Genomic DNA, 20,751 nt, shown 5'->3' on the forward strand with positions numbered 1-20,751 from the left:
CCTCGCAGCGGTGTGTACGCCGCGCTGCGGCAGGCCGCCCGCGCGGCGCCCCTTCGTCGGCGCGCCTGCTCAACGTACAGCGAACACCCCTGCCGCACGCAGGCATTTTCGTCCCCTCGGCTGCTCCGGCGGAGCACGCGCCCGCGCCGCGCCCGGCCGGAGCGGCCACGCGGTCCGAGCCCGGCACGGCCGGTCGCCGGGCCGCCCGGTGGCGTCGGCCGTCCCGGCGGGGACGGGCCGTCACCGCTACAGCTGCGACTGGACCTGCGAGGAGATGAGGTCCAGGTGGTCCAGGTCGTCGAGGTCCAGGATCTGCAGGTAGATCCGCTGGGAGCCGATCTCCGCGAAGCGGCCGATCCTGTCGACGACCTCGTCGGGGGAACCCGCCAGGCCGTTCGCCTTCAGCTCCTCCACCTCCCGGCCGATCGCGGCGGCCCGGCGGGCCACCTCCGCGTCGTCCTTGCCCACACAGGCGACGAGCGCGTTGGAGTAGACGAGGTCGGTGCCCTTGCGGCCGGCCTCCACCGCGGCGGCGCGCACCCGGCCGAACTGGCGCTCGCTGTCCTCGACCGACGCGAACGGCATGTTGAACTCGTCGGCGTACCGGCCGGCGAGACGCGGAGTGCGGGTCGCGCCGTGACCGCCGATGAGCACCGGCACCTTGGCCTGCGCGGGCTTGGGCAGCGCGGGCGAGTCGGTGAGCTGGTAGTAGGTGCCGTCGTGACTGAAGGTCTCGCCGATCCCGGTCCCCCACAGCCCCGTGACGATCGCCAGCTGCTCCTCCAGGCGGGCGAACTTCTCCTTCGGGAACGGGATGCCGTACGCCTTGTGCTCCTCCTCGAACCAGCCTGCGCCCAGGCCCAGTTCGACGCGGCCGCCGGACATCTGGTCGACCTGGGCGACCTGGATCGCCAGGACGCCGGGGAGACGGAAGGTACCGGCGGTCATCAGTGTGCCGAGACGGATCCGCTTGGTCTCACGGGCGAGTCCGGCAAGGGTGATCCAGGCGTCCGTCGGCCCGGGAAGCCCGTCCGCGGACCCCATGCGGAGGTAGTGGTCGGAGCGGAAGAAGGCGTCGAACCCCAGGTCTTCGGTGGCCTTCGCCACGGCGAGCAGGGTGTCGTAGGTCGCCCCTTGCTGGGGCTCGGTGAAGATTCGAAGATCCATGCCTCCATCCTGCACGGTCGAACGCCGGTCAACCCCATCGGTACCGCGGGTCCCCCTCGTCCCCCGCCGGGTGAAATCCGTCAACAGTGCGCCCGGCGCGGGCCGGCGGCAGTTACCCGGCTCCGCGGTGATCGTTGGCTCGGGCGGAGCCGGACCGCCCGGCACCCGTCGTCGGCGGCCGGCCGGCGCGTTGCTGGTTCTCCCCTCAGGGGGAGGGTGTAGGCCGAGGAGGCCGTCATGTCCCAGGAAGCCGTTCCCTCGTCGCAGCCCAAGGGTCTGCTGCAGCAGATGGAGGAGCTGATGGCGACGCTCAACGCTGATCTGTCGCAACTCGACGCGGAGTTCCAGCAGTCGGGCGCTCGGCCGTCTCCGGCTCCGGCCGACCGTCCCGACTGCGTCTGAGGAGTTCGCCCGAACAGTTCGTCCCGCCGCCCTGCCCGCTCCTTCGGCGTCCGCGTCCGGGGAGCGCGGGTCCGGTGGCAGCGTCCCCGAGCGGGTGCCGCGGAGTGCGGGAGACGGCGAGAGCCCGGGGCGAACCGGGCCCCGGCTACCCGGCCGCGGCCTCCTGATCCCGTACCGCGAGTCTTCGGAGCATCTCCAGCACCCGGTCACGCGCCTCGTCCGCCGCGTCGATGGCCTCCATGCACTGCCAGTACGTCCCCTCATCCGCCGCTCCGCAGGCGATACCGACGAGGGCGATACCGACCTCGCCAAGCAGGCCACCGAGGTCGAGCAGCGCCCGGCGCGCGTCACCGAGCTCGGTGAGCTGCGCGGCCCGCAGTCTGCTGATGTCGAGCACGGGAGCGTCCAGCACCCCGCATCCCCGGCCGGCCAGCTCCGTCAGCCCCAGTGCCTCGCCTCGTAGTTCGGGCGGCCCGGACACCGCCAGCCGACTGCCTATCGCCTGGGCGAGGGCCTGTGCCTGCCAGGCCTCCGCCATGATCTCGGGGGCGTCGCCGCTCCCCATCAGGGCACACCTGCTCGCGCTGATGAGCCGCACCGCGTCCATGCGCTGCCCCTCTGTCCCGACGCGCTTTTCACACGCCTGCCCGAACTCCGCCTGTCCACTACCCAGAGTGAAGTGCCTCGGGACGAAAAGCCAGAGGAAGCCTGAAATCTGTGGACACGGAATCGAATGTGGACAGATCAACAACTCCGGAGAGTGACAATCGGGGATTTCGAGCCCGTTCCCGGGGAGGGAGGAGGGCTGAGCGCCGGAGCGGCTGGTTCATTCCCCCACCGGAAACCTCCGTTCGTTCCGGTCGATCTTCGCGTCGAGCGCCGCGAGGGGATCGACCCCGAGCACCTCGCACAACTGCAGCAGGTACGCGAGCACGTCCGCGACTTCGTCCCTCACACGAGGCGCCTTCTGCGGGTCGTCCATCACCCGGACCGACTCCTCGGGTGTCAACCACTGGAAGATCTCGACGAGTTCGGACGCCTCCACGCTGAGCGCGGCCACCAGGTTCTTGGGCGTGTGGTAGGGCTGCCAGTTCCGCGCGGCGGCGAACGCGGCCAGTCTGCGCTGCAGTGTCGCCACATCAAGTTCGGTCACGGCTCCAGGTCTACCACCGTCACCCCGCCCACCCCGGCCGCCCAGGACGCGTCACTGACCGCCCCCACCAGCCGGATGTGCCCGCGCTCGCACATCCGCGCGGCCAGCCGCACGAGCCCCACCCGCTGCCGTACGTCCAGATCGCGGTCGAATCCGTCGGCGAGCACGGTGAGCGTCTGCAGCGTCGCGGGCACCTCCCCCGCCGGGTCGACCTCCAGCACACCGGGACCCGTGAGCAGCACCAGGGCCAGCGCCAGGTATCTCAACTCCCCGTCCCCCAGCCGCCCGAGTGGTGTCCGCAGACCGTCGCCGCGGTCGAGCAGCGCCCGGACCGTCCCGTCCACCCCGCCGGTCGCGGTCTCCGCCAGCAGGTCGCGGACCGGTCCCGCGCAACCCGCCCGCACCGCGTCGACCAGAAGTCCGTGCCGCCGCCCGCACTCGGCGCGCGTACGCCACAGCACCTCGGCGAGGTTGCCGCAGCCGCGCAGCAGCCGTCCCGCGCCGAGCGGTACGGCGGAGCGCATGGAACGGGGCAGTGGGTCGCAGGCGTAGACCGACCGCAGGGCGACCACCATCTGTTCGGCGGCGGCGAGGACCTGGCGCTGGCCGTCCGTCTTGCCCGCGACGCGCAGGGGAAGGAGCGCGGTGCCGAGCCGGTCGTCGGGGAGCGGCGCCCTCGTCACCGGGGACGAACCGGCGGTGTGCCAGGCCGCCTGCACCGTACGGCGGCCCGGATCGCGCAGGGCCGTCTCCAGCAGGGTGAGCCCGCCGGCGGTCAACCGCTCGCCCACGATGCGCAGTTCGGGTTCGGCCTGCACGGCCACATCGAGCCGTACGGGGCCCTCGGGGCCGTCCGCCGTGCAGCCGATGCGGAACCCGCGCCGCCGCTGGGAGTCGGGCCGGGCCCGCTCGGGCACACAGGCCACCGGGTCCGGGAACACCTCGTCCAGTTCGGCGCCGCCGCCGAGCCGGGCCAGTGCCTCGTAGGCGCGCAGGGCACTGGACTTGCCGCTGCCGCTGGGTCCGGAGAAGAGACTGAGGGGGCCGAGCGGGAATCCGGCACGGCGGTGGGCGGCGAACGCGGCGAGCCGCAGTTCGGTGACGCTCGGCCGGTCCGGTCGTGGTTCGGCTTCCGCGCGGGTCCCGGGCGATGACAAGGTCATGTCCGGACCGTAGGGCTCCGCCCGGAGGCCGAACCGTTTCGCCCGCGGACCTTCCTACGATCGAGGTACCCGGCCACCGCGGTGGACGGGCACGCTCACCACACACCGGCCGGGGCCCGGCTTCCGGCCTCGTCAGACGCCGGGGATCCCCGCCCCCTCCATCAGTCCGCGCACCTCGGTCCCGGGCGGCGTGAGCAGGAACACGTTCCGGTCCACCCGGTGCATTCCGCTCGCGAGGCCGAAGACGACGCCCGTACTGAAGTCGAGCACCCGCTTGGCGACGTCCGTCTCGGCGCTGGTGAGGTCCAGGAGGACCGGGATTCCGGCCATCAGGGTCTCGGCGACCTCACGGGCGTCCGCGAAGATGGTGATCCGCAGGACCACGAAGCGGCGCCGCGTCTCGGTCTCCGCCTCCGGCATCGACCGGTGGCCGACCGACGACGGCCAGGCATCGCGGCCGCGCAACGGAACGACCTGGGCGAGCCCTTCCCACTGTTCATCGGTGACGTCGTGGCTGTTCACCGGCTCCCCCCGACCTGAATCGCATTGATTGCCTGCACTGACCATTGTTGCGCATGGTCACCCGTTCGGCCCAATGCGACACGGTCCGCAGCAGACCGGCCGCGACCCGTTCGGGCCCCCCTCACACCGGATCGGAGGTGACTGTGTGACGGGTGTAACTCCTCATGATCGCGCCATGTGACACAGGCGTAACGGGCAATTCGTACGCTCACGTACCGAGGTTCTGTCGGAAGCGTTCCGAGAACGCCGAGGACTGATCCGAGAAGGCCGGAGAAAGGCAGCGTGTGAGCACGACCTCCCCCACGACCCAGGTGCGCACGGTCTGCTCGTACTGCGGCGTCGGCTGCGGCATGGTCCTCGACATCGGGATGGGCCCCGACGGCCGGCGTACGGTCCTGAAGGCGTCCGGGGACAAGACGCACCCGGCGAACCACGGCCGGCTGTGCACCAAGGGGGCGACCACCGCGGACATGCTCGCGGCGCCGGGACGGCTCTCCACCGCGCTCGTACGGGAGGACCGCGGGGCCGAGCCGGAGCCGGCTCCCGTGGACGCGGCGATCACCGAGACCGCGAGGCGGCTGCGGGCGGTCATCGACGAGCACGGTCCCGACGCCTTCGCCTTCTACGTCTCGGGGCAGATGAGCCTGGAGGCCCAGTACCTGGCGAACAAGCTGGCCAAGGGCTTCGTACGGACGAACCAGATCGAGTCGAACTCCCGGCTGTGCATGGCGAGTGCGGGCGCGGGCTACAAGCTGTCGCTGGGCGCCGACGGGCCGCCCGGCTCGTACCAGGACTTCGAGAAGGCGGACGTCTTCCTCGTCATCGGTTCGAACATGGCCGACTGCCATCCGATCCTCTTCCTGCGGATGATGGACCGGGTGAGGTCGGCGGGCGCCAAGGTGATCGTCGTCGACCCGCGGCGCACCGCCACCGCCGACAAGGCCGACCTGTTCCTGCGGATCAGGCCCGGGACCGACCTGGCCTTCCTGAACGGGCTGCTGCATCTGCTCCACAGGGACGGGCACACCGACCCCGCGTTCATCGCCGCACACACCGAGGGCTGGGACGCGATGCCCGGCTTCCTCACCGACTACCCGCCCGCCGCCGTCGCCGACATCACCGGCATCGCGGAGGACGACCTCCGCGAGGCCGCCCGGCTGATCGGCGAGGCGGGCGAGTGGATGAGCCTGTGGACCATGGGCCTCAACCAGTCCACGCACGGCACCTGGAACACGAACGCGCTGGTCAACCTGCATCTCGCCACCGGTGCGATCTGCCGTCCGGGGTCCGGCCCCTTCTCGCTCACCGGACAGCCCAACGCCATGGGCGGCCGCGAGATGGGGTACATGGGGCCCGGCCTGCCCGGGCAGCGGTCCGTACTCGTCGACGACGAACGCGCCTTCGTCGAGGAGCTGTGGGAGCTGGCACCCGGCACCCTCCGCAAGGACGGGGTCGGCAAGGGCACCGTCGAGATGTTCCGGAAGATGGCCGACGGCGAGATCAGGGCCTGCTGGATCATCTGCACCAACCCGGTCGCCTCGGTGGGCAACCGCCGCACGGTCATCGAGGGCCTGGAGGCCGCCGAGTTCGTCGTCACCCAGGACGTGTTCGCCGAGACCGAGACCAACGCGTACGCCGATGTCGTGCTGCCCGGCGCCATGTGGACCGAGACCGAGGGCGTCCTCATCAACAGCGAGCGCAACCTCACGCTCGCCCGGGCCGCCGTGGAACCGCCCGGCGAGGCGCTCGCGGACTGGCGTCTCATCGCCCGGGTGGCCTGCGAGATGGGCTACGAGAAGGGGTTCTCGTACGAGAGCGCGGAAGAGATATTCGAGGAGATCAAGCGGGCGTGGAACCCCACGACCGGGTGGGACCTGCGAGGTGTGACGTACGAGCGGCTGCGGGACACGTCCGTGCAGTGGCCGGCCGCGCGGGAGGACGGACCCGACCGCAATCCGATCCGGTACGTCGGTTCCGGTGACGGTGACGGGGCGGGTTCCGGTGAGGGGGCGGGGGCGGGGGCCGTGAACGGGGGTCCGGTCTTTCCCACGGCCAGTGGGCGGGCCGTGTTCCACGCCCGGCCGCACCTGCCGGCCGCCGAACTGCCCGACGACGACTTCCCCTTCGTACTGAACACCGGTCGGCTCCAGCACCAGTGGCACACGCTGACCAAGACCGGGCGGGTGGCCAAGCTCAACAAGCTCGATCCGGGGCCGTTCGTGGAGGTGCATCCGGAGGATGCCGCGGAGCTCGGCGTGGCCGACGGGGACCGGGTCGAGGTCGCCTCCCGGCGGGGGCGGGCCGTGCTGCCCGCGGTGGTGACGGACCGGGTGCGGCGTGGGTGTCTGTTCGCTCCGTTCCACTGGAACGACCTGTTCGGTGAGTACCTGAGCGTCAACGCCGTCACCAGTGACGCCGTCGACCCCGTGTCGTTCCAGCCCGAGCTGAAGGTGTGCGCGGTAGCGGTGGCGAGGGTCTCCTCCCCCGTTCCGTCCCTCTCCGGAAGCGGAGCGCCGCCCCGGGCTCCGCTGGGTGCTCTGCCCCCGGGCCCCGGCTCCCCGGGCGCCGGACGGGCCGGGGACCACCCGGCCGCCGCCCGTACGGCCGGTGTTCCCGCGACGGCCCACGTCGGCGAGGTCTTCGGGCTCGTCCCCGCACCTCCCCCCGTCCTGACCGCTCAGGAGCGCCAGTACCTCACCGGGTTCCTCGCCGGGCTTCCCGCCGGCTCCGAGGGGGTGCCCGTGCTGCCGGCCGACGCCCCCTTCGACCCCGACCACGCGCTCTGGGTGAACGGCGTTCTCGCCGGGATGTACTCGCGTGCCGCGGCCACCCCGCCGAACCCGGTCACGCCTCTTCGCGAGGTCGTCGTCCTGTGGGCCTCACAGACCGGGAACGCCGAGGAGTTCGCCACCGCCGCCGCCGAGCGGCTCGCCGCGACCGGCCATCGGGCCACGCTCGTCGGGATGGACGACGCCGACCCGCGCGCGCTGCCGCCCGGTGCGGACCTGCTGCTCATCACCAGCACGTTCGGCGACGGGGACGCGCCCGACAACGGCTCCGGTTTCTGGTCGGCCCTGGACGAGCCGGGGTCCCCGCGCATGGACGGCGTGCGCTATGCCGTGCTGGCACTCGGCGACTCCTCGTACGACGACTTCTGCGGGCACGGCCGCCGGCTCGACCAGCGGCTGGACGAGCTGGGCGGAGTGCGGCTCGCTCCGCGCACGGACTGCGAACCGGACTACGAGCCGTCCGCGCAGGCCTGGCTCGACCAGGTGGTCACCGCGCTCGCGCCGGGCCAGGAGCCCGCCCCCGCGCCTGCTCCCCCGTCGAGGAGGCCCGCGGCGGTCACCGCCCGGCTCGTCGGCAACCGGCTGCTCAGCCTGCCCGGCGCGGACAAGGAGGTGCGCCGCTTCACCTTCGACACCCGGGACAGCGGTACGCCGCTGACGTACGAGGCCGGGGACGCGCTCGGCGTACGGCCGGTCAACTCGCCGTCCCTGGTGGCCGAATGGCTGGAGGTGTCCGGACTCGACGCGGCAACCACCGTGGAGGTGAACGGAGTGGGCCACACCTCTCTCGCCGACGCGCTGGAGCGGCATCTCGACATCACCAGGATCACCCCCGATCTGCTGCGTTTCGTCGCCGAACACACCGCCGACAACCGGGAGTTGAAGAGGATGCTGCGGCCGGACAACAAGGACGGGCTGGCCAAGTGGAGTTGGGGCCGGCAGGCCGTGGACGTGATCGCCGAGCATCCCGTGCGGGCGGGCGCCCAGGAGTGGGCCGAAGTCCTGAAGCGGCTCCAGCCGCGCCTGTACTCCATATCCTCCAGCCCGCTCACCGACCCGCACCTCGTGTCGCTGACGGTCTCCGTCGTGCGCTACGAGAACCTCGGCGGACAGGCCCGCGGCGGGGTCTGCTCACCCTTCCTCGCCGACGCCGAACCGGACACGCCGGTACCGGTGTTCGTGCAGCGCTCCCCGCACTTCAGGCCCCCGGCGGATCCGGCGGCCCCGATGGTGATGGTGGGGCCCGGTACCGGAGTCGCGCCCTTCGTCGGATTCCTGGAGGAGCGGCGGGCCCTCGGCCACCGGGCGCCCAACTGGCTGTTCTTCGGCGAGCAGCACCGGGCGACCGACTTCTACTACGAGGACGAGCTGGCCGGCTTCGTCGCCGACGGCACCCTCACTCGCCTGGACACGGCGTTCTCCCGGGACCAGCGTGCCAAGGTCTACGTCCAGGACCGGATGCGCGAGCACGGGCCCGAACTGTGGTCGTGGCTCCAGGACGGCGCCCGCTTCTTCGTCTGCGGGGACGCCTCCCGCATGGCGAAGGACGTCGACCGGGCGCTGCGGGACATCGCGGTCACCCACGGCGGCCTGGGCGAGGCCGAGGCCGCCGCGTACGTCAAGCAGCTCGCGGCGGACAAGCGGTACGTCAGGGACGTGTACTGACCAGGGGCGTCCGCCGCTGCCCCGGAGGCCGTCCCAGCTGCCCAACGGGGCGTCTCAGAGGGGCACCACGGTCGTCTCGGTCGCCTTGACGCTGGTCCACACCGGCACGCCGTCCGCGAGGCCGAGTTCGGCGGCGGCCTGCGGGGTGATCTCCGCGACGACGTCGGGCGCGCGGTCGGACCCGATCAGCACACGCAGCCGGCTGCCGCTGGCCGTGATCTCGCGCACCGTGCCCGGCCAGACGTTGCGGGGGCTGCCGGTGGGCCTGTCCCGGTGGACGGAGACCGCCTCGGGAGCGATGATCGCCAGCGCCAGCGTCCCTACGGGCAGCGGCTCGGCGATGACGAACAGGCCTCCCCCGTCGGCGAGTTCGAGTCCTTCGGCGCTCGCCGTGCCGGGCCAGGCGTTGCGGCCGAGCATCCGGGCGACCCAGGGCGAGCGGGGGTGCCGGGTGACCTCGGCGGGCGGCGCGTCCTGAAGGGCGCGGCCCTCGTCGAGTACGAGGACGCGGTCCGCGAGGGAGACGGCCTCGACGGGGTCGTGGGTGACGATCAGGCAGACGCCGCCGAAGCCGTCGAGGTGGCGGCGCAGGGTGTGCCGTACGCGCGCGCGGGTGCTCTGGTCGAGTGCGGCCAGCGGCTCGTCGAGGAGCAGGAGCCGGGGGCGGGCCGCCAGTGCCCGTGCCAGGGCGACGCGTTGGGCCTGTCCGCCGGAGAGCTGGGCAGGCCTGCGGTGCGCGAGGTGGCCGACGCCGAGCCGGTCGAGCCACTCCTGTGCGGCCCGACGGGCCTCGGTCCGGTGCACGCCCTGCGCCCGGAGCCCGTACGCGGTGTTGGCGAGCGCGGTGAGGTGCGGGAACAGCGCGCCGTCCTGGGGCACCCAGGCGACTCCTCTGCGGTGCGGGGGCAGTCCGGTGACGTCGGTGCCGCCCAGGCGCAGGTCGGCGTGGGCCCGCGGGGTCAGGCCGAGCAGGGCGCGCAGGAGGGTGGTCTTGCCCGCGCCGTTGGGTCCGACGACGGCGATGGTGGTGCCCGGGTCGGCGTCCAGGACCAGCGTGTTGAAACCGGTGACGTCGGCATGCAGCGACCAGAGCGTCCCGTCGGGGCCGGGAGCGGGACCGGGAGTGAGGCCGTCGGCCGGGGCCGCGCCGGCCTCGGCCGCCCCCGGCGGGTCCTCCTCCGGGGGCGGCTTGGCCACGTACGCGCGGGTGCCGCCCGGGGTGCCCGTGAAACGGCCGCGCAGGGCGACGAGGACCGCCATGGCGATGGCGAGGAGGAGGAGCGAGACGGAGGTGGCGGCCTGCGGGTCGTCCTGGAGGAGCAGATACACCTGGAGGGGCAGGGTCTGGGTGGTGCCGGGGAGGTTGCCCGCGAAGGTGATGGTGGCCCCGAACTCCCCGAGGGCGCGGGCCCAGGTGAGTGCGGCCCCGGCGATCAGGCCCGGGGCGACCATGGGCAGGGTGACGGTCACGAACACCCGTACCGGGGAGGCTCCCAGCGAGGCCGCGGTCTCCTCGTAACGCGGCCGGAGCCCCGCGATCGCCCCTTCGAGGCTGATCACCAGGAAGGGCATCGCGACGAACGTGGCGGCGAGGACCGCTCCCGAGGTGTGGAACGGCAGCGTGACGCCGAACGTGTCCTCCAGCCAGGGTCCGAGCAGCCCGCGCCGCCCGAACGCGAGCAGCAGCGCGACACCTCCGACGGTGGGCGGCAGCACCATCGGCAGCAGCACCAGAGAGCGGACGAGCGCCTTGCCGCGGAACGGCACCCGGGCCAGCAGCCAGGCCAGCGGGACACCGAGTACGAGGGACAGACCGAGCGACCAGAAGGAGACGACCAGCGAGAGCCGCAACGCCTCGCTGGTGTCCGGGTCGCTCAGGTGCCCGCCCAGGTCCGCCCAGTCGGTGCGGGCCAGGATGCCGGCCAGCGGAAGGACGAGGAAGACGATGGCGAGCAGCGCGGGAAGGGCCAGCGGGAGGGGCGCGCGGAAGCCGCGGGAGCGCCTGCTTCCGTGGTCCGGCCCGGGTGTGCGTACGGCTTTCACGGCCGGTTACGGCTTCTCGAAGCCCGCGTCGGTGAGGATCTTCCGGGCCTCGGCGGAGGAGAGCCACTTCACGAAGGCCGTGGCCGCCGCGGAGTGCTTCGACTCCTTCAGCGTGGCGGCCGGGTAGGAGGCGATGGCGTTCTGGCCGTCGGGGATGGCCACGGCGTCGACCTTGCCGGTCGCCGCGGCCGCGTCGGTCCGGTAGACCATGCCCGCGTCCGCCTCGCCGAGTTCGACCTTGCTGAGCACGGCGCGGACGTTGGGCTCCTCGGAGACCGGTTTCACGGTGATCTTCCGGGCGTCGAGGATCTGCCGGCTGTAGCGGCCGACCGGGACCTCGGGGGCCGCGAGCACGACCTTCAGCCCGGTGTCCGCGAGGTCGTCGAGGCCTTCGATCTTCTCCGGGTTGCCCTTGCCTGTGGCGATGACCAGGCGGTTCCTGGCGATGACGACCGGTGTTCCGGTGTCGGCCTTGAGCCCGTCCATCGTCTTGGTGTCCGCGGTGACGAGCGCGTCGGCGGGGGCGCCCTGCCGCACCTGGGCGGCCAGTTCCTGCGATCCGGCGAAGGAGAAGGTCACCTTCGTGCCGGGGTGCTCCTTCTCGTACACCGCGCCCGCGTGCTTGAAGACGTCGGTGAGGGAGGAGGCGGCGAGGACGGTCAGCTCGGCCTTCGAGGAGCCTGCGGCGGCCTGCGTACCGCTGTCACTGTCGTCGCCGCCGTCGGCGCCGCAGGCCGCGAGCGTGACGAGCAGGGCGGAGGCGAGGGCCGCGGTGGCGGCGCGGCGGGTGGGGAACACGGTGGCGGGCTCCTTGGGACTGCGGACGGCGACCGCCGTCCGAGCGGATGGGACGGGGCCGCGCCGGGACGGCGACGCGCCGCGGAGGGCTGCGGTCAGGTGCGGTCGATGTGCACGTTGGTCGACTTCACGCGGGCGGTGGCCCGCATGCCGACCTCCAGGCCCAGTTCCTCGACGGCCTCCCGGGTCAGCAGGGACACCAGCCGGTGCGGGCCGGCCTGGATCTCGACCTGGGCCGCGACGTCACCGAGCTTGATGGCGGTGACGATGCCGGGGAACGCGTTGCGGACCGAGGTGTACGGGGTCTCGTCCTCGCCGGTTCCGGTGGTGCCGTTCTGCGCGAGCTCGACGGAGAAGGCGGCGAGGTCCCGGCCGTCGATGACGCGACGGCCGCTGTCGTCACGGTGGGTCGTGACCCGGCCGGCGTCCGCCCAGCGGCGCGCGGTGTCGGGGCTCACGCCCAGCAGACGCGCCGCCTGACCGATGGTGTAGGACTGCATATGCGACAGATTAGGCCGCGAACCCTCTCATCTGCAATGCACCCCCGGATTGCCCATGGCAGATGCGGTACGGGCCGCAGGTCGTGCGACACCGACGATCCGGCGCCCCGGACTCCGGGCTCGGCCACTCCCGCCCCTGCTCCGGCGACCGCGGCCGGGTTCCGTAGGCACCGCCCTCCAGGTACTTCCTCCCAGGTACGCCCTCCGGTCCTCCGGCCTGAGCCGGCGGTGCCGCCGCGCACGCCTGCCCGGGCCGGAATCCGGCCCGGGCAGGTGCGTCGAGGCTGTGGGGTCGAACCTGAGTCAGGGGAGTCAGGCCCTGGCTTCGGCTCCGGCCGCCTCGGGAGCGGCGGGGCCGGGCGCCGCTGCGGACCCGGAGGCGTCCGCCTTGGGGACGGGGATGAGGGAGGCGACGGCCGCGGCCGCGAGAGCCACCGCGCAGCCGATCAGCATGGCGACGCGGAATCCGTCCTCGGAGGGCAGGGCGAAACCGCCGAAGTCCGTGGTCATCTGCGCCAGGACCACCGCGATCACGGCGGCCGACACGGAGCTGCCGATCGAGCGCATCAGCGTGTTGAAGCTGTTGGCCGAGGCGGTCTCCGACTGGGGCACCGCGCCCATGATGAGGGCCGGCATCGCACCGTAGGCGAAGCCCACGCCCGTGTTGCAGACGATGGTGGCGACGAGCAGACCGCCGGTGGAGCCGAGCAGCGGCAGGGAGAGGCCATAGCCGAGGGCGATGATCAGGGCTCCGACGGTCAGCGTGACCTTGGGTCCGCGCGCGGCCGATACCTTGGCGCCGAGCGGCGACATGACCATCATCATCAGGCCCGCCGGGGCCATCCAGAGCCCCATGGCCAGCATCGACTGGCCCAGTCCGTAGCCGGTGGCCTCGGGCAGCTGCAGCAGCTGGGGCACGACCAGCGACTGGGCGTACATCGCGAATCCGACGAGGACCGACGCCGCGTTGGTCATCAGTACCTGCGGGCGGGCGGTCACCCGCAGGTCGACCAGCGGCTCGCTCGTCCGCAGCTCCCACCGGCCCCAGGCGGCCAGCACGACGACCGCGGCGCCGAGCAGCCCCAGCGTGGTGGCACTGCCCCATCCCCAGTCGGCGCCCTTGGACACCCCGAGGAGCAGGCAGACGAGGCCCGTACCGAGGCCGACCGCGCCGACCAGGTCGAAGCCGCGGCCCGCGGCGGTGTTCACCCGGCCGCCCGGCACGACGAACCAGATCAGGGTGGCGACCGCGAGCGCCAGGGCGGCGACGACCCAGAACAGCACCCGCCAGCTCGCGTTCTCGGCGATCGCCGCAGAGAACGGCAGGCCGAGCGCGCCGCCGACCCCCATGGAGGCGCTCATGATCGCGATGGACGAGCCCAGCTTCTCCGCGGGCACCACGTCCCGCAGGAGGCTGATGCCGAGGGGCACCACGCCCATGCCGAGGCCCTGGAGGCCGCGTCCGGCGATCATCGGGATCACGGAGGAGGACAGGGCGCAGACCACCGAGCCCACGACGAGCGGTACCAGCGAGACCAGCAGCATGCGCCGCTTGCCGTACATGTCCCCGAGGCGTCCGGCGACGGGCGTCGCCACCGCCGCGGCCAGCAGCGTGGCGGTGATCACCCACGAGGCGTTCGAGGCGCTGGTGTCGAGCAGCGTCGGAAGCTCCCCGATCAGCGGCACCACCAGGGTCTGCGTGACCGCGGCGACGATGCCGGCGAAGGCGAGGATGCCGATGACACCGCCTGAGCGGTTCTCGGCCTTGGGACTGTCAGAACTCTCCACGGGCTCCCCTCCAGGGCTTCCGGACCACGGCGCCACGCGCCGGACGGCAACACCGGACGCCAGAATGCATCATGCACAGAATGTGCATCTTACATATCCAGTGCATCACCCATACCGCGCGAGCGGCCGGCGGGGCGGCACGCGAACACCCGACAACCGTGCAGACGTGCAGTCGCGCCGCCGCGCAGCCGTGTCGCACACCGGATTCACCGCCCGTCCAGGACATACAGGACATGAGTCGACGGGCCGGCGAACACCCGCCCAACGCGACACGCCAAAACTTGCATCATTCGTTTACTTGAACTGTTCGTGTTTATGGACGTAGGTTTGGCCCATGACCGCATCCGGTACTCCGACCACCGCCGCCGAGCTGCGTGGTGCCGGGCTGCGGGTGACGGCCGCCCGCGTCGCGCTGCTCGAGACCGTCCGGGACGGTGATCACCTCGATGCCGAGGCCATCGCCTCCGGGGTACGCACCCGCGTGGGCCACATCTCCCTCCAGGCCGTGTACGAGGCGCTCCACGCGCTCACCGCGGCGGGACTCGTACGCCGCCTCGAACCGCCCGGCAGCCCGGCCCGGTTCGAAGGGCGCGTCGGGGACAACCACCACCATCTCGTGTGCCGGTCGTGCGGAGTCGTCGCCGACGTCGACTGCGCGACCGGTCACGCCCCCTGCCTGACCGCTTCCGACGACCGCGGCTTCTCCGTCGACGAGGCCGAGGTCATCTACTGGGGCCAGTGCCCCGACTGTTCCACCGCCCTCAGTTCCTGAGCTTGTGATCCACCACGTTCGGAAGGATTCCCCCATGACCGAGAACCACGACGCGATCGTCACGGACCCGAAGCCGGAGGAGACGGGAGGCTGCCCGGTCGCGCACGGTCGCGCCCCGCACCCGACCCAGGGCGGCGGAAACCGTCAGTGGTGGCCGGAGCGCCTCAACCTGAAGATCCTCGCCCAGAACCCCGCGGTGGCGAACCCCCTCGGTGAGGAGTTCGACTACGCCGAGGCGTTCGGGAACCTCGACCTTCCCGCGGTCAAACGGGACATCGCCGAGGTGCTGACGACCTCCCAGGACTGGTGGCCCGCCGACTTCGGCCACTACGGCCCGCTCATGATCCGCATGGCCTGGCACAGCGCCGGTACCTACCGGATCAGCGACGGCCGCGGCGGCGCCGGCGCCGGCCAGCAGCGCTTCGCCCCGCTGAACAGCTGGCCGGACAACGCCAACCTCGACAAGGCCCGCCGTCTGCTGTGGCCGGTCAAGAAGAAGTACGGCCAGAGCCTGTCGTGGGCCGACCTCATGATCCTCACCGGCAACGTCGCCCTGGAGTCGATGGGCTTCGAGACCTTCGGCTTCGCCGGCGGCCGCGCCGACGTGTGGGAGCCCGACGAGGACGTGTACTGGGGTCCCGAGACCACCTGGCTCGCCGACGAGCGCTACACCGGCGACCGTGAGCTGGAGAACCCGCTCGGCGCGGTCCAGATGGGCCTCATCTACGTCAACCCCGAGGGCCCGAACGGCAACCCCGACCCGCTGGCCTCGGCCCGCGACATCCGTGAGACGTTCCGCCGGATGGCGATGAACGACGAGGAGACGGTCGCCCTGATCGCGGGCGGTCACACCTTCGGCAAGACCCACGGCGCGGGCCCCGCGGACAACGTCGGCGACGACCCCGAGGCCGCCACGCTGGAGCAGCAGGGCCTCGGCTGGAAGAGCACGTTCGGCACCGGCAAGGGCGGCGACACCATCACCAGTGGCCTCGAGGTCACCTGGACGAGCACTCCCGCCCAGTGGAGCCACGGCTTCTTCAAGAACCTGTTCGAGTACGAGTACGAGCTGACCCAGAGCCCCGCCGGGGCCAACCAGTGGGTGGCGAAGGACGGCGCAGGCGCGGGTACGATCCCGGACGCCCACGACCCGTCGAAGAGCCACGCCCCGACGATGCTGACGACCGACCTCGCGCTGCGCTTCGACCCGGCCTACGAGCAGATCTCGCGTCGCTTCTACGAGAACCCCGACCAGTTCGCGGACGCCTTCGCCCGCGCCTGGTTCAAGCTGACCCACCGTGACCTGGGCCCGAAGTCGCAGTACCTCGGCCCGGAGGTCCCGTCGGAGACGCTGCTGTGGCAGGACCCGCTGCCGGCCGCCGAGGGCGAGGCCATCGACGCCGGTGACATCGCGGCCCTCAAGGCCAAGCTCCTCGACTCGGGGCTGACCGTGTCCGAGCTGGTGTCCACCGCGTGGGCGTCCGCCTCGTCCTTCCGCGGCAGCGACAAGCGCGGCGGCGCCAACGGCGCGCGCATCCGTCTGCAGCCGCAGAGCGGCTGGGAGGTCAACAACCCGGACCAGCTCGCGACGGTGCTGCGCACCCTTGAGGGCATCCAGCAGGAGTTCAACTCCGGCGCCAAGAAGGTCTCCCTGGCCGACCTGATCGTGCTCGGCGGCGCCGCTGCCGTGGAGAAGGCCGCCAAGGACGCCGGTCACGCGGTCGAGGTCCCCTTCACGCCGGGCCGTGTGGACGCCTCGCAGGAGCAGACGGACGTCGAGTCGTTCGCCGCGCTCGAGCCGACCGCCGACGGCTTCCGCAACTACCTCGGCAAGGGCAACCGCCTCCCCGCCGAGTTCCTGCTGCTCGACAAGGCGAACCTGCTCAACCTGAGCGCCCCCGAGCTGACCGTCCTCGTCGGCGGCCTGCGTGTCCTGGGTGCGAACCACGGGCAGTCGGCGCACGGCGTCTTCACGGACACCCCCGGGACCCTGACGAACGACTTCTTCGTCAACCTCCTCGACCTGGGCACGACGTGGAGCTCGACCTCCGGTGACCAGACCACCTTCGAGGGCCGCGACGCCGCCACGGGCGACGTCCGGTGGACCGGCACGCGTGCCGACCTCGTCTTCGGCTCGAACTCCGAGCTGCGCGCGCTCGCCGAGGTCTACGCGAGCGACGACGCGAAGGAGAAGTTCGTGAACGACTTCGTCGCGGCATGGGTCAAGGTCTCGAACCTGGACCGCTTCGACCTCGTCTGATCACCCCACCCGCACAAGGGCGATGCCCGGGCCGGTCCCTGTGGACCGGCCCGGGCATCGCCTTTTCCGCTCGACGTCCGCCGACGGGACGGGGACGCAGGGCGTCAGCCGTCCTTCTTCACCGGCTCCAGGATCGCCACGCACTCCACGTGATGCGTCATCGGGAAGATGTCAGCAAGCGAAGAGTCGATAATATCCGCAGGTCAGGGGCAGTTTTCGGCCCGGCTGGACGGCTCCTTGGTTGCCCTGAGCGTCACGCCCGGCCAGAGCAGCGGCCGGTCGAACCGGCGCCCTCAGTCAGGATCCCAGCCGAAGCGGCCTGGCTCGGGGCTGTAAGGGCTCCAGCCCTTCAGGAACGGCTTCAAGTCCTCCGGTGTCGGCTCACGGCGGTTCGGCATGACCGGTAGCCGACCGAGCGGGTCAAGCGCCCGAATGTACAGTCGAGCCCAGTCCAGCCACAGCCTCGACGCTTCCCTGTCGGGCCTGTCGACGTCCTCGACGTTTACGAGTCGGCCCTCCGGTGCGTCGCAGTAGCGCGCAGCAGCATCGCCTCGTGCCAGTCGCCAGCCTGTTCACGGAGCACTTCGGCGAACTGGGCCTGTAGAGCCTGCTCCCTCGCCTCGACCATGGCCGCTTTCCACCGGACCTCACGGTCGGCCTTGGCCCGCTCCTCGTCCACCTTGCGCTGTGCGTCCTCCACAGCAGGGCCTCGATCTCCTTCAGGACCGCGCCCAGCGCGTCCTCAACGACCCACCTCTTTCGATCTCCCCATCGGCGCTGACGTCGCGACCTGTCGTAGGGGAGCTCGATCACGAGCTTCCCAGAACGTTCCGGGTTTTCGGGCTGAGGGAACTCCTGCTGGATCGTGACCGTGCACGTGAAGTCGTCGACGACCACATCCACCTCGCCCGCTCGCCATGAGCGGGCCGGACTGCCCTCCACCTCGTACGCACGTCGCACGGCCTCGCCGACCAGCCCCTGCAAAAGAAGGAGCGTCCGCCGACGAAGCGCGGACGGCATAGTCGGCCGCTCATTGTCCCGGAGCGCCAGGACAACAGGGTGCGGCGAACGTAGCTGGGCCGGGACCCGGACTTCCGGCGCGTCGCTCGGCGCCTGCCCCCGCGAGTTGACGTGCGGGCCTGTCGCCAGGAACATCTCCAGTCCGTTCCGGCCGTAGCTCGTCCTCTCGATGCGCTTACCCTGGGGCTCCAGACCGTGCCGCTTGGCATAGTTGATGACGCGACGCCACTCCGTGACCTCGTCCTCATCGGGATGGCTCACGACGACGCGCCCTTCGGCCAGCAGTCGTTCAACGAGTTCGGTGGCCTTCGCACGTCGCGCACGAGCGACAGGGCGCTCACTGTACGGCGTCGGAGCATGCGCTGCCTTCCCGACTGACGCGCCCTCCTCGCACTCCTGCGGTGCGCTGGATGGTCCGGGTGATGGCCGTTCCGAAGATAGAACGTCCCTGCCTCGGTCACCTGCAGATGCGCTTCGTCTTCGCCGCGCCTGACCGTCAACAGCCCCCGGTCACGTAACGCGTAGGCCGAACGCCACTCGCCCGGTGCTCAGCCGCCGGAATCCTCGCCGTCGGCTATGCGGCCGCCCACACCGCTCCGACGTCCCCTGCAATGACGCATACGGGTGATAGCGCCTTGAGGGCCCGGCCCTCCCGAAGTGCACCCGTCGCTCACTCGTCGGCGTCGACGTCGACGCCGTAGCCGCGAGCAAGGTTGGCCAGTCCATGGTCGTACCCCTGCCCGACGGCCCGCAGCCGCCACCCGTCGCCCCTGCGGTAGAGCTCGGCAAGGATCATGGTGCGCTCGGTGGTGGCGGCGTCGAGGGTGGCCCGGGCGGTCGGGGCGGCGCCGATTCCGCAGGTGACGGTGATTTCGACGGCCCCGACGTCGGCGAAGGTCGCGGCACCGTCGCTCGCGGCGGCGATCACGACCCGGTGGATCTCCAGGGGAAGCCGCTCCAGGTCCGCGGTGACGGCCTGCTCTGTCGGACCGTCCGTGGCGAGCGTTACGGTGCCGTCCGGGTGCTCGGGTGCGCCGTAGAAGACGAAGTCCTCGTCTCCCGGGACCTGTTCCTGCGCGTCGACCGCGAAGGCGACGACGTCCACGTCGCAGGCGGTCTGCTGACGCCAGGCGGCGGCCATGGTCCAGGCCGTGCCGGTATCGGGCAGGTCGATGACAGCGCCTCGGACCAGGACATCAGCAGTGTCCGGCCGGTTCCCGACCGCGCCTTGCGTCGGCGCGGGGGTGGGTGCGCGGAGCCAGTCGGCGTCGTGCACGCGCAGAGCGAGCGCGGTGATGCGGCCCATGCGTCGGTCCGTTTCGCCGCCGGGCAGCAGGACGACGTCGGAGACGCTGGCCGAGAGGTTGACCGCCGCGGAGGCGCCGAGGGCGATGGCACGAGCGCGCGCCTCGACAGCCTCGTCGTGGGTGCCGCCCAGGACCAGGACACGGCGTCCAGCGAGCGTCTGGGTCGCTGTGCCGGTGGACGCGGTTGGCGTGGCATGGCTCTGGGCCAGGGCGTTCGGCGCGGACGCGGCCGGTACGGCAGGACGTTGGGCCGGCACACTCGGCGTGGAAGCGGTGAGCGCCGCAGGATTCTGGGCCGGGGCGTCCGGCGCCAGCGCAGGAGATGCGGTGGTTGAGCTCGCGGGCGCCTCCGCCGCGGGGCGCTGCCGGGCGGTGCCCTTGGCCTGACCTTGCCGCACATTCTCCAGCAGTCGCAGGTAGGCGGGCTCATCCACGAGGGGTACGCCCTCGTCCGCTGCACGACGCAGCTTCCCGGATGCGGCGCTGGGGTCGTTGGTGACGACAACACTGGTCTGGCCGCTGACCGACGTCATCATGTTCAGCCCGGCCGCAACCGAGCGGGCGACCAGTTCCTCGCGGGAGACCTGCGTGTCTCCGGTGATGGCGACCTTCATCCCCTGTACCAGCGCCCCGTCCGACTCCAGGCGGCCCGGATTCCGGTACGCGCAGGGCGTCTTGGGGACATACGGCTTGTAGTCCTGGCGGGGCGGGCAGTCCAAGAGCGGCAGGGACAGGCCCAGTTGCTCGGCCGCGCCCAGGGAAGCGCGCAGGATGCCGGAGAGCACCCGTACGTCGTCCTGCGCGTCGTGAGCCTTCTCCTGACGCACCCCGTAGTGAGCGGCGAGCGTGCCCAGCTTGAGATCTGAGGTCGCGGCGCCGACGAGACGGTTGAGAGCCAGCGTGCACAGGCGTCTGCTCACCGGCACCCATGAGCGGACGTGGGCGAACTCGTGGGCCAGGAAGTCGTAGTCGAACTGCGCGTTGTGGGCGACCAGGACCCGCCCGGAGAGCAGCGCCCCTACCTGCGGCGCGATCTCCTCGAAGGTGGGAGCGCCGGCGAGACGGTCGGGGGTGAGGCCGTGGACGTGAACCGGACCGGGGTCGCAACCCGGGTTGAGGAGCGTGGAGTACTCCCCCGTCTGGTTGCCGTGAGCGTCCAGCGTAAGGATCGCGAGGGACAGGACGCGGTCCCGTCCAGGTCTCAGCCCGGAGGTCTCCACGTCCACCAGCGCCCAGTCATGGAAGTAGTCGGGCAGAGTGGGCCACTTCGGGCTCGACGACAGCAGGACCATATGGGGCTCCCCTCCCCCGGGCGCAGCGAGCGGCACACCCTCCGCACCAGTGATCAACTGATGGGATTTTCGCACGCACCGGGTGCAGCCCGTGGTGCATCCGTAACGGAGCG

Annotated in this window: 15 protein-coding genes; 4 read left to right on the top strand and 11 right to left on the bottom strand. The window is 71.6% G+C overall.

The genetic code is table 11. The features are described 5' to 3' along the window. Positions 1–246: 246 nt before the first annotated feature. The gene (locus KUF83_RS08365) at positions 247–1,167 is read right to left on the bottom strand and encodes an LLM class F420-dependent oxidoreductase (protein ID WP_217453948.1); all 921 of its coding nucleotides are present in this window, start codon (positions 1,165–1,167) and stop codon (positions 247–249) included. 237 nt (positions 1,168–1,404) lie between these two features. Here KUF83_RS08365 and KUF83_RS08370 point away from each other — a divergent pair, with 237 nt between their 5' ends. Continuing rightward, on the top strand, positions 1,405–1,569 hold the full coding sequence (locus KUF83_RS08370; RefSeq protein WP_217453949.1) for a hypothetical protein: 165 nt from the start codon (positions 1,405–1,407) through the stop codon (positions 1,567–1,569). Between the two features lie 145 nt (positions 1,570–1,714). On the opposite strand, the gene KUF83_RS08375 is transcribed toward KUF83_RS08370, so the two are convergent. The 4 genes from KUF83_RS08375 to KUF83_RS08390 form a co-directional block, all read right to left on the bottom strand. Next, a complete protein-coding gene (locus KUF83_RS08375; RefSeq protein ID WP_217453950.1) occupies positions 1,715–2,176 on the bottom strand; it encodes a DUF6099 family protein in 462 nt (153 codons plus the stop codon). Between the two features lie 219 nt (positions 2,177–2,395). Then, positions 2,396–2,722, bottom strand: coding sequence for a nucleotide pyrophosphohydrolase (locus KUF83_RS08380; protein WP_217453951.1), 327 nt, complete (start codon positions 2,720–2,722; stop codon positions 2,396–2,398). Then, a complete protein-coding gene (locus tag KUF83_RS08385) occupies positions 2,719–3,885 on the bottom strand; it encodes an ATP-binding protein (RefSeq protein WP_217453952.1) in 1,167 nt (388 codons plus the stop codon). The genes KUF83_RS08380 and KUF83_RS08385 overlap by 4 nt, the downstream gene beginning before the upstream one ends. Before the next feature lie 132 nt (positions 3,886–4,017). Further along, positions 4,018–4,452, bottom strand: a complete 435-nt coding sequence (locus tag KUF83_RS08390) for a cell division protein SepF (RefSeq protein WP_217453953.1) — start codon at positions 4,450–4,452, stop codon at positions 4,018–4,020. A 305-nt stretch (positions 4,453–4,757) separates the two neighbouring features. Here KUF83_RS08390 and KUF83_RS08395 point away from each other — a divergent pair, with 305 nt between their 5' ends. Further along, on the top strand, positions 4,758–8,861 hold the full coding sequence (locus tag KUF83_RS08395) for a bifunctional nitrate reductase/sulfite reductase flavoprotein subunit alpha (RefSeq protein WP_254643553.1): 4,104 nt from the start codon (positions 4,758–4,760) through the stop codon (positions 8,859–8,861). Positions 8,862–8,915: 54 nt separating this feature from the next. Here KUF83_RS08395 and KUF83_RS08400 read toward each other — a convergent pair whose 3' ends face one another. From KUF83_RS08400 to KUF83_RS08415, 4 genes are all read right to left on the bottom strand, one after another. After that, a complete protein-coding gene (locus KUF83_RS08400) occupies positions 8,916–10,904 on the bottom strand; it encodes an ABC transporter permease (RefSeq protein ID WP_217453954.1) in 1,989 nt (662 codons plus the stop codon). 6 nt (positions 10,905–10,910) lie between these two features. Beyond that, complete coding sequence (gene modA, locus KUF83_RS08405) at positions 10,911–11,702, bottom strand: molybdate ABC transporter substrate-binding protein (protein ID WP_217453955.1); 792 nt, start codon at positions 11,700–11,702, stop codon at positions 10,911–10,913. Positions 11,703–11,797: 95 nt separating this feature from the next. Further along, entirely contained in the window at positions 11,798–12,202 is a 405-nt protein-coding gene (locus KUF83_RS08410; protein WP_217453956.1) for a molybdopterin-binding protein, read from the bottom strand. 312 nt (positions 12,203–12,514) lie between these two features. Then, positions 12,515–13,990, bottom strand: coding sequence for an MFS transporter (locus tag KUF83_RS08415; RefSeq protein ID WP_217453957.1), 1,476 nt, complete (start codon positions 13,988–13,990; stop codon positions 12,515–12,517). Between the two features lie 334 nt (positions 13,991–14,324). Here KUF83_RS08415 and KUF83_RS08420 point away from each other — a divergent pair, with 334 nt between their 5' ends. Both KUF83_RS08420 and katG read left to right on the top strand, forming a co-directional pair. Continuing rightward, entirely contained in the window at positions 14,325–14,762 is a 438-nt protein-coding gene (locus KUF83_RS08420; RefSeq protein ID WP_217453958.1) for a Fur family transcriptional regulator, read from the top strand. A 34-nt stretch (positions 14,763–14,796) separates the two neighbouring features. After that, positions 14,797–17,019: a catalase/peroxidase HPI gene (katG, locus tag KUF83_RS08425; protein ID WP_217453959.1), complete on the top strand. Its 2,223-nt coding sequence runs from the start codon at positions 14,797–14,799 to the stop codon at positions 17,017–17,019. A 502-nt stretch (positions 17,020–17,521) separates the two neighbouring features. Here the strand turns inward: katG and KUF83_RS41840 are convergent. After that, on the bottom strand, positions 17,522–17,719 hold the full coding sequence (locus KUF83_RS41840; RefSeq protein WP_254643546.1) for a hypothetical protein: 198 nt from the start codon (positions 17,717–17,719) through the stop codon (positions 17,522–17,524). A gap of 990 nt (positions 17,720–18,709) precedes the next feature. Then, the gene (locus tag KUF83_RS08435; protein WP_217453960.1) at positions 18,710–20,638 is read right to left on the bottom strand and encodes a TerD family protein; all 1,929 of its coding nucleotides are present in this window, start codon (positions 20,636–20,638) and stop codon (positions 18,710–18,712) included. Between the last annotated feature and the right edge of the window lie 113 nt (positions 20,639–20,751).

The sequence above is a fragment of the Streptomyces sp. BV286 genome, from assembly GCF_019090165.1.
Lineage (GTDB): Bacteria > Actinomycetota > Actinomycetes > Streptomycetales > Streptomycetaceae > Streptomyces.

Excerpts from the sequence above, each read along its gene's own strand:
- KUF83_RS08370 (WP_217453949.1), top strand. The coding sequence starts at position 1,405 with ATGTCCCAGGAAGCCGTTCCCTCGTCGCAGCCCAAGGGTCTGCTGCAG.
- KUF83_RS08410 (WP_217453956.1), bottom strand. The coding sequence starts at position 12,202 with ATGCAGTCCTACACCATCGGTCAGGCGGCGCGTCTGCTGGGCGTGAGC.
- KUF83_RS08390 (WP_217453953.1), bottom strand. The coding sequence starts at position 4,452 with ATGGTCAGTGCAGGCAATCAATGCGATTCAGGTCGGGGGGAGCCGGTG.
- katG (WP_217453959.1), top strand. The coding sequence starts at position 14,797 with ATGACCGAGAACCACGACGCGATCGTCACGGACCCGAAGCCGGAGGAG.
- KUF83_RS08385 (WP_217453952.1), bottom strand. The coding sequence starts at position 3,885 with ATGACCTTGTCATCGCCCGGGACCCGCGCGGAAGCCGAACCACGACCG.
- KUF83_RS08365 (WP_217453948.1), bottom strand. The coding sequence starts at position 1,167 with ATGGATCTTCGAATCTTCACCGAGCCCCAGCAAGGGGCGACCTACGAC.
- KUF83_RS08420 (WP_217453958.1), top strand. The coding sequence starts at position 14,325 with ATGACCGCATCCGGTACTCCGACCACCGCCGCCGAGCTGCGTGGTGCC.
- KUF83_RS08435 (WP_217453960.1), bottom strand. The coding sequence starts at position 20,638 with ATGGTCCTGCTGTCGTCGAGCCCGAAGTGGCCCACTCTGCCCGACTAC.
- KUF83_RS08395 (WP_254643553.1), top strand. The coding sequence starts at position 4,758 with ATGGTCCTCGACATCGGGATGGGCCCCGACGGCCGGCGTACGGTCCTG.
- KUF83_RS08375 (WP_217453950.1), bottom strand. The coding sequence starts at position 2,176 with ATGGACGCGGTGCGGCTCATCAGCGCGAGCAGGTGTGCCCTGATGGGG.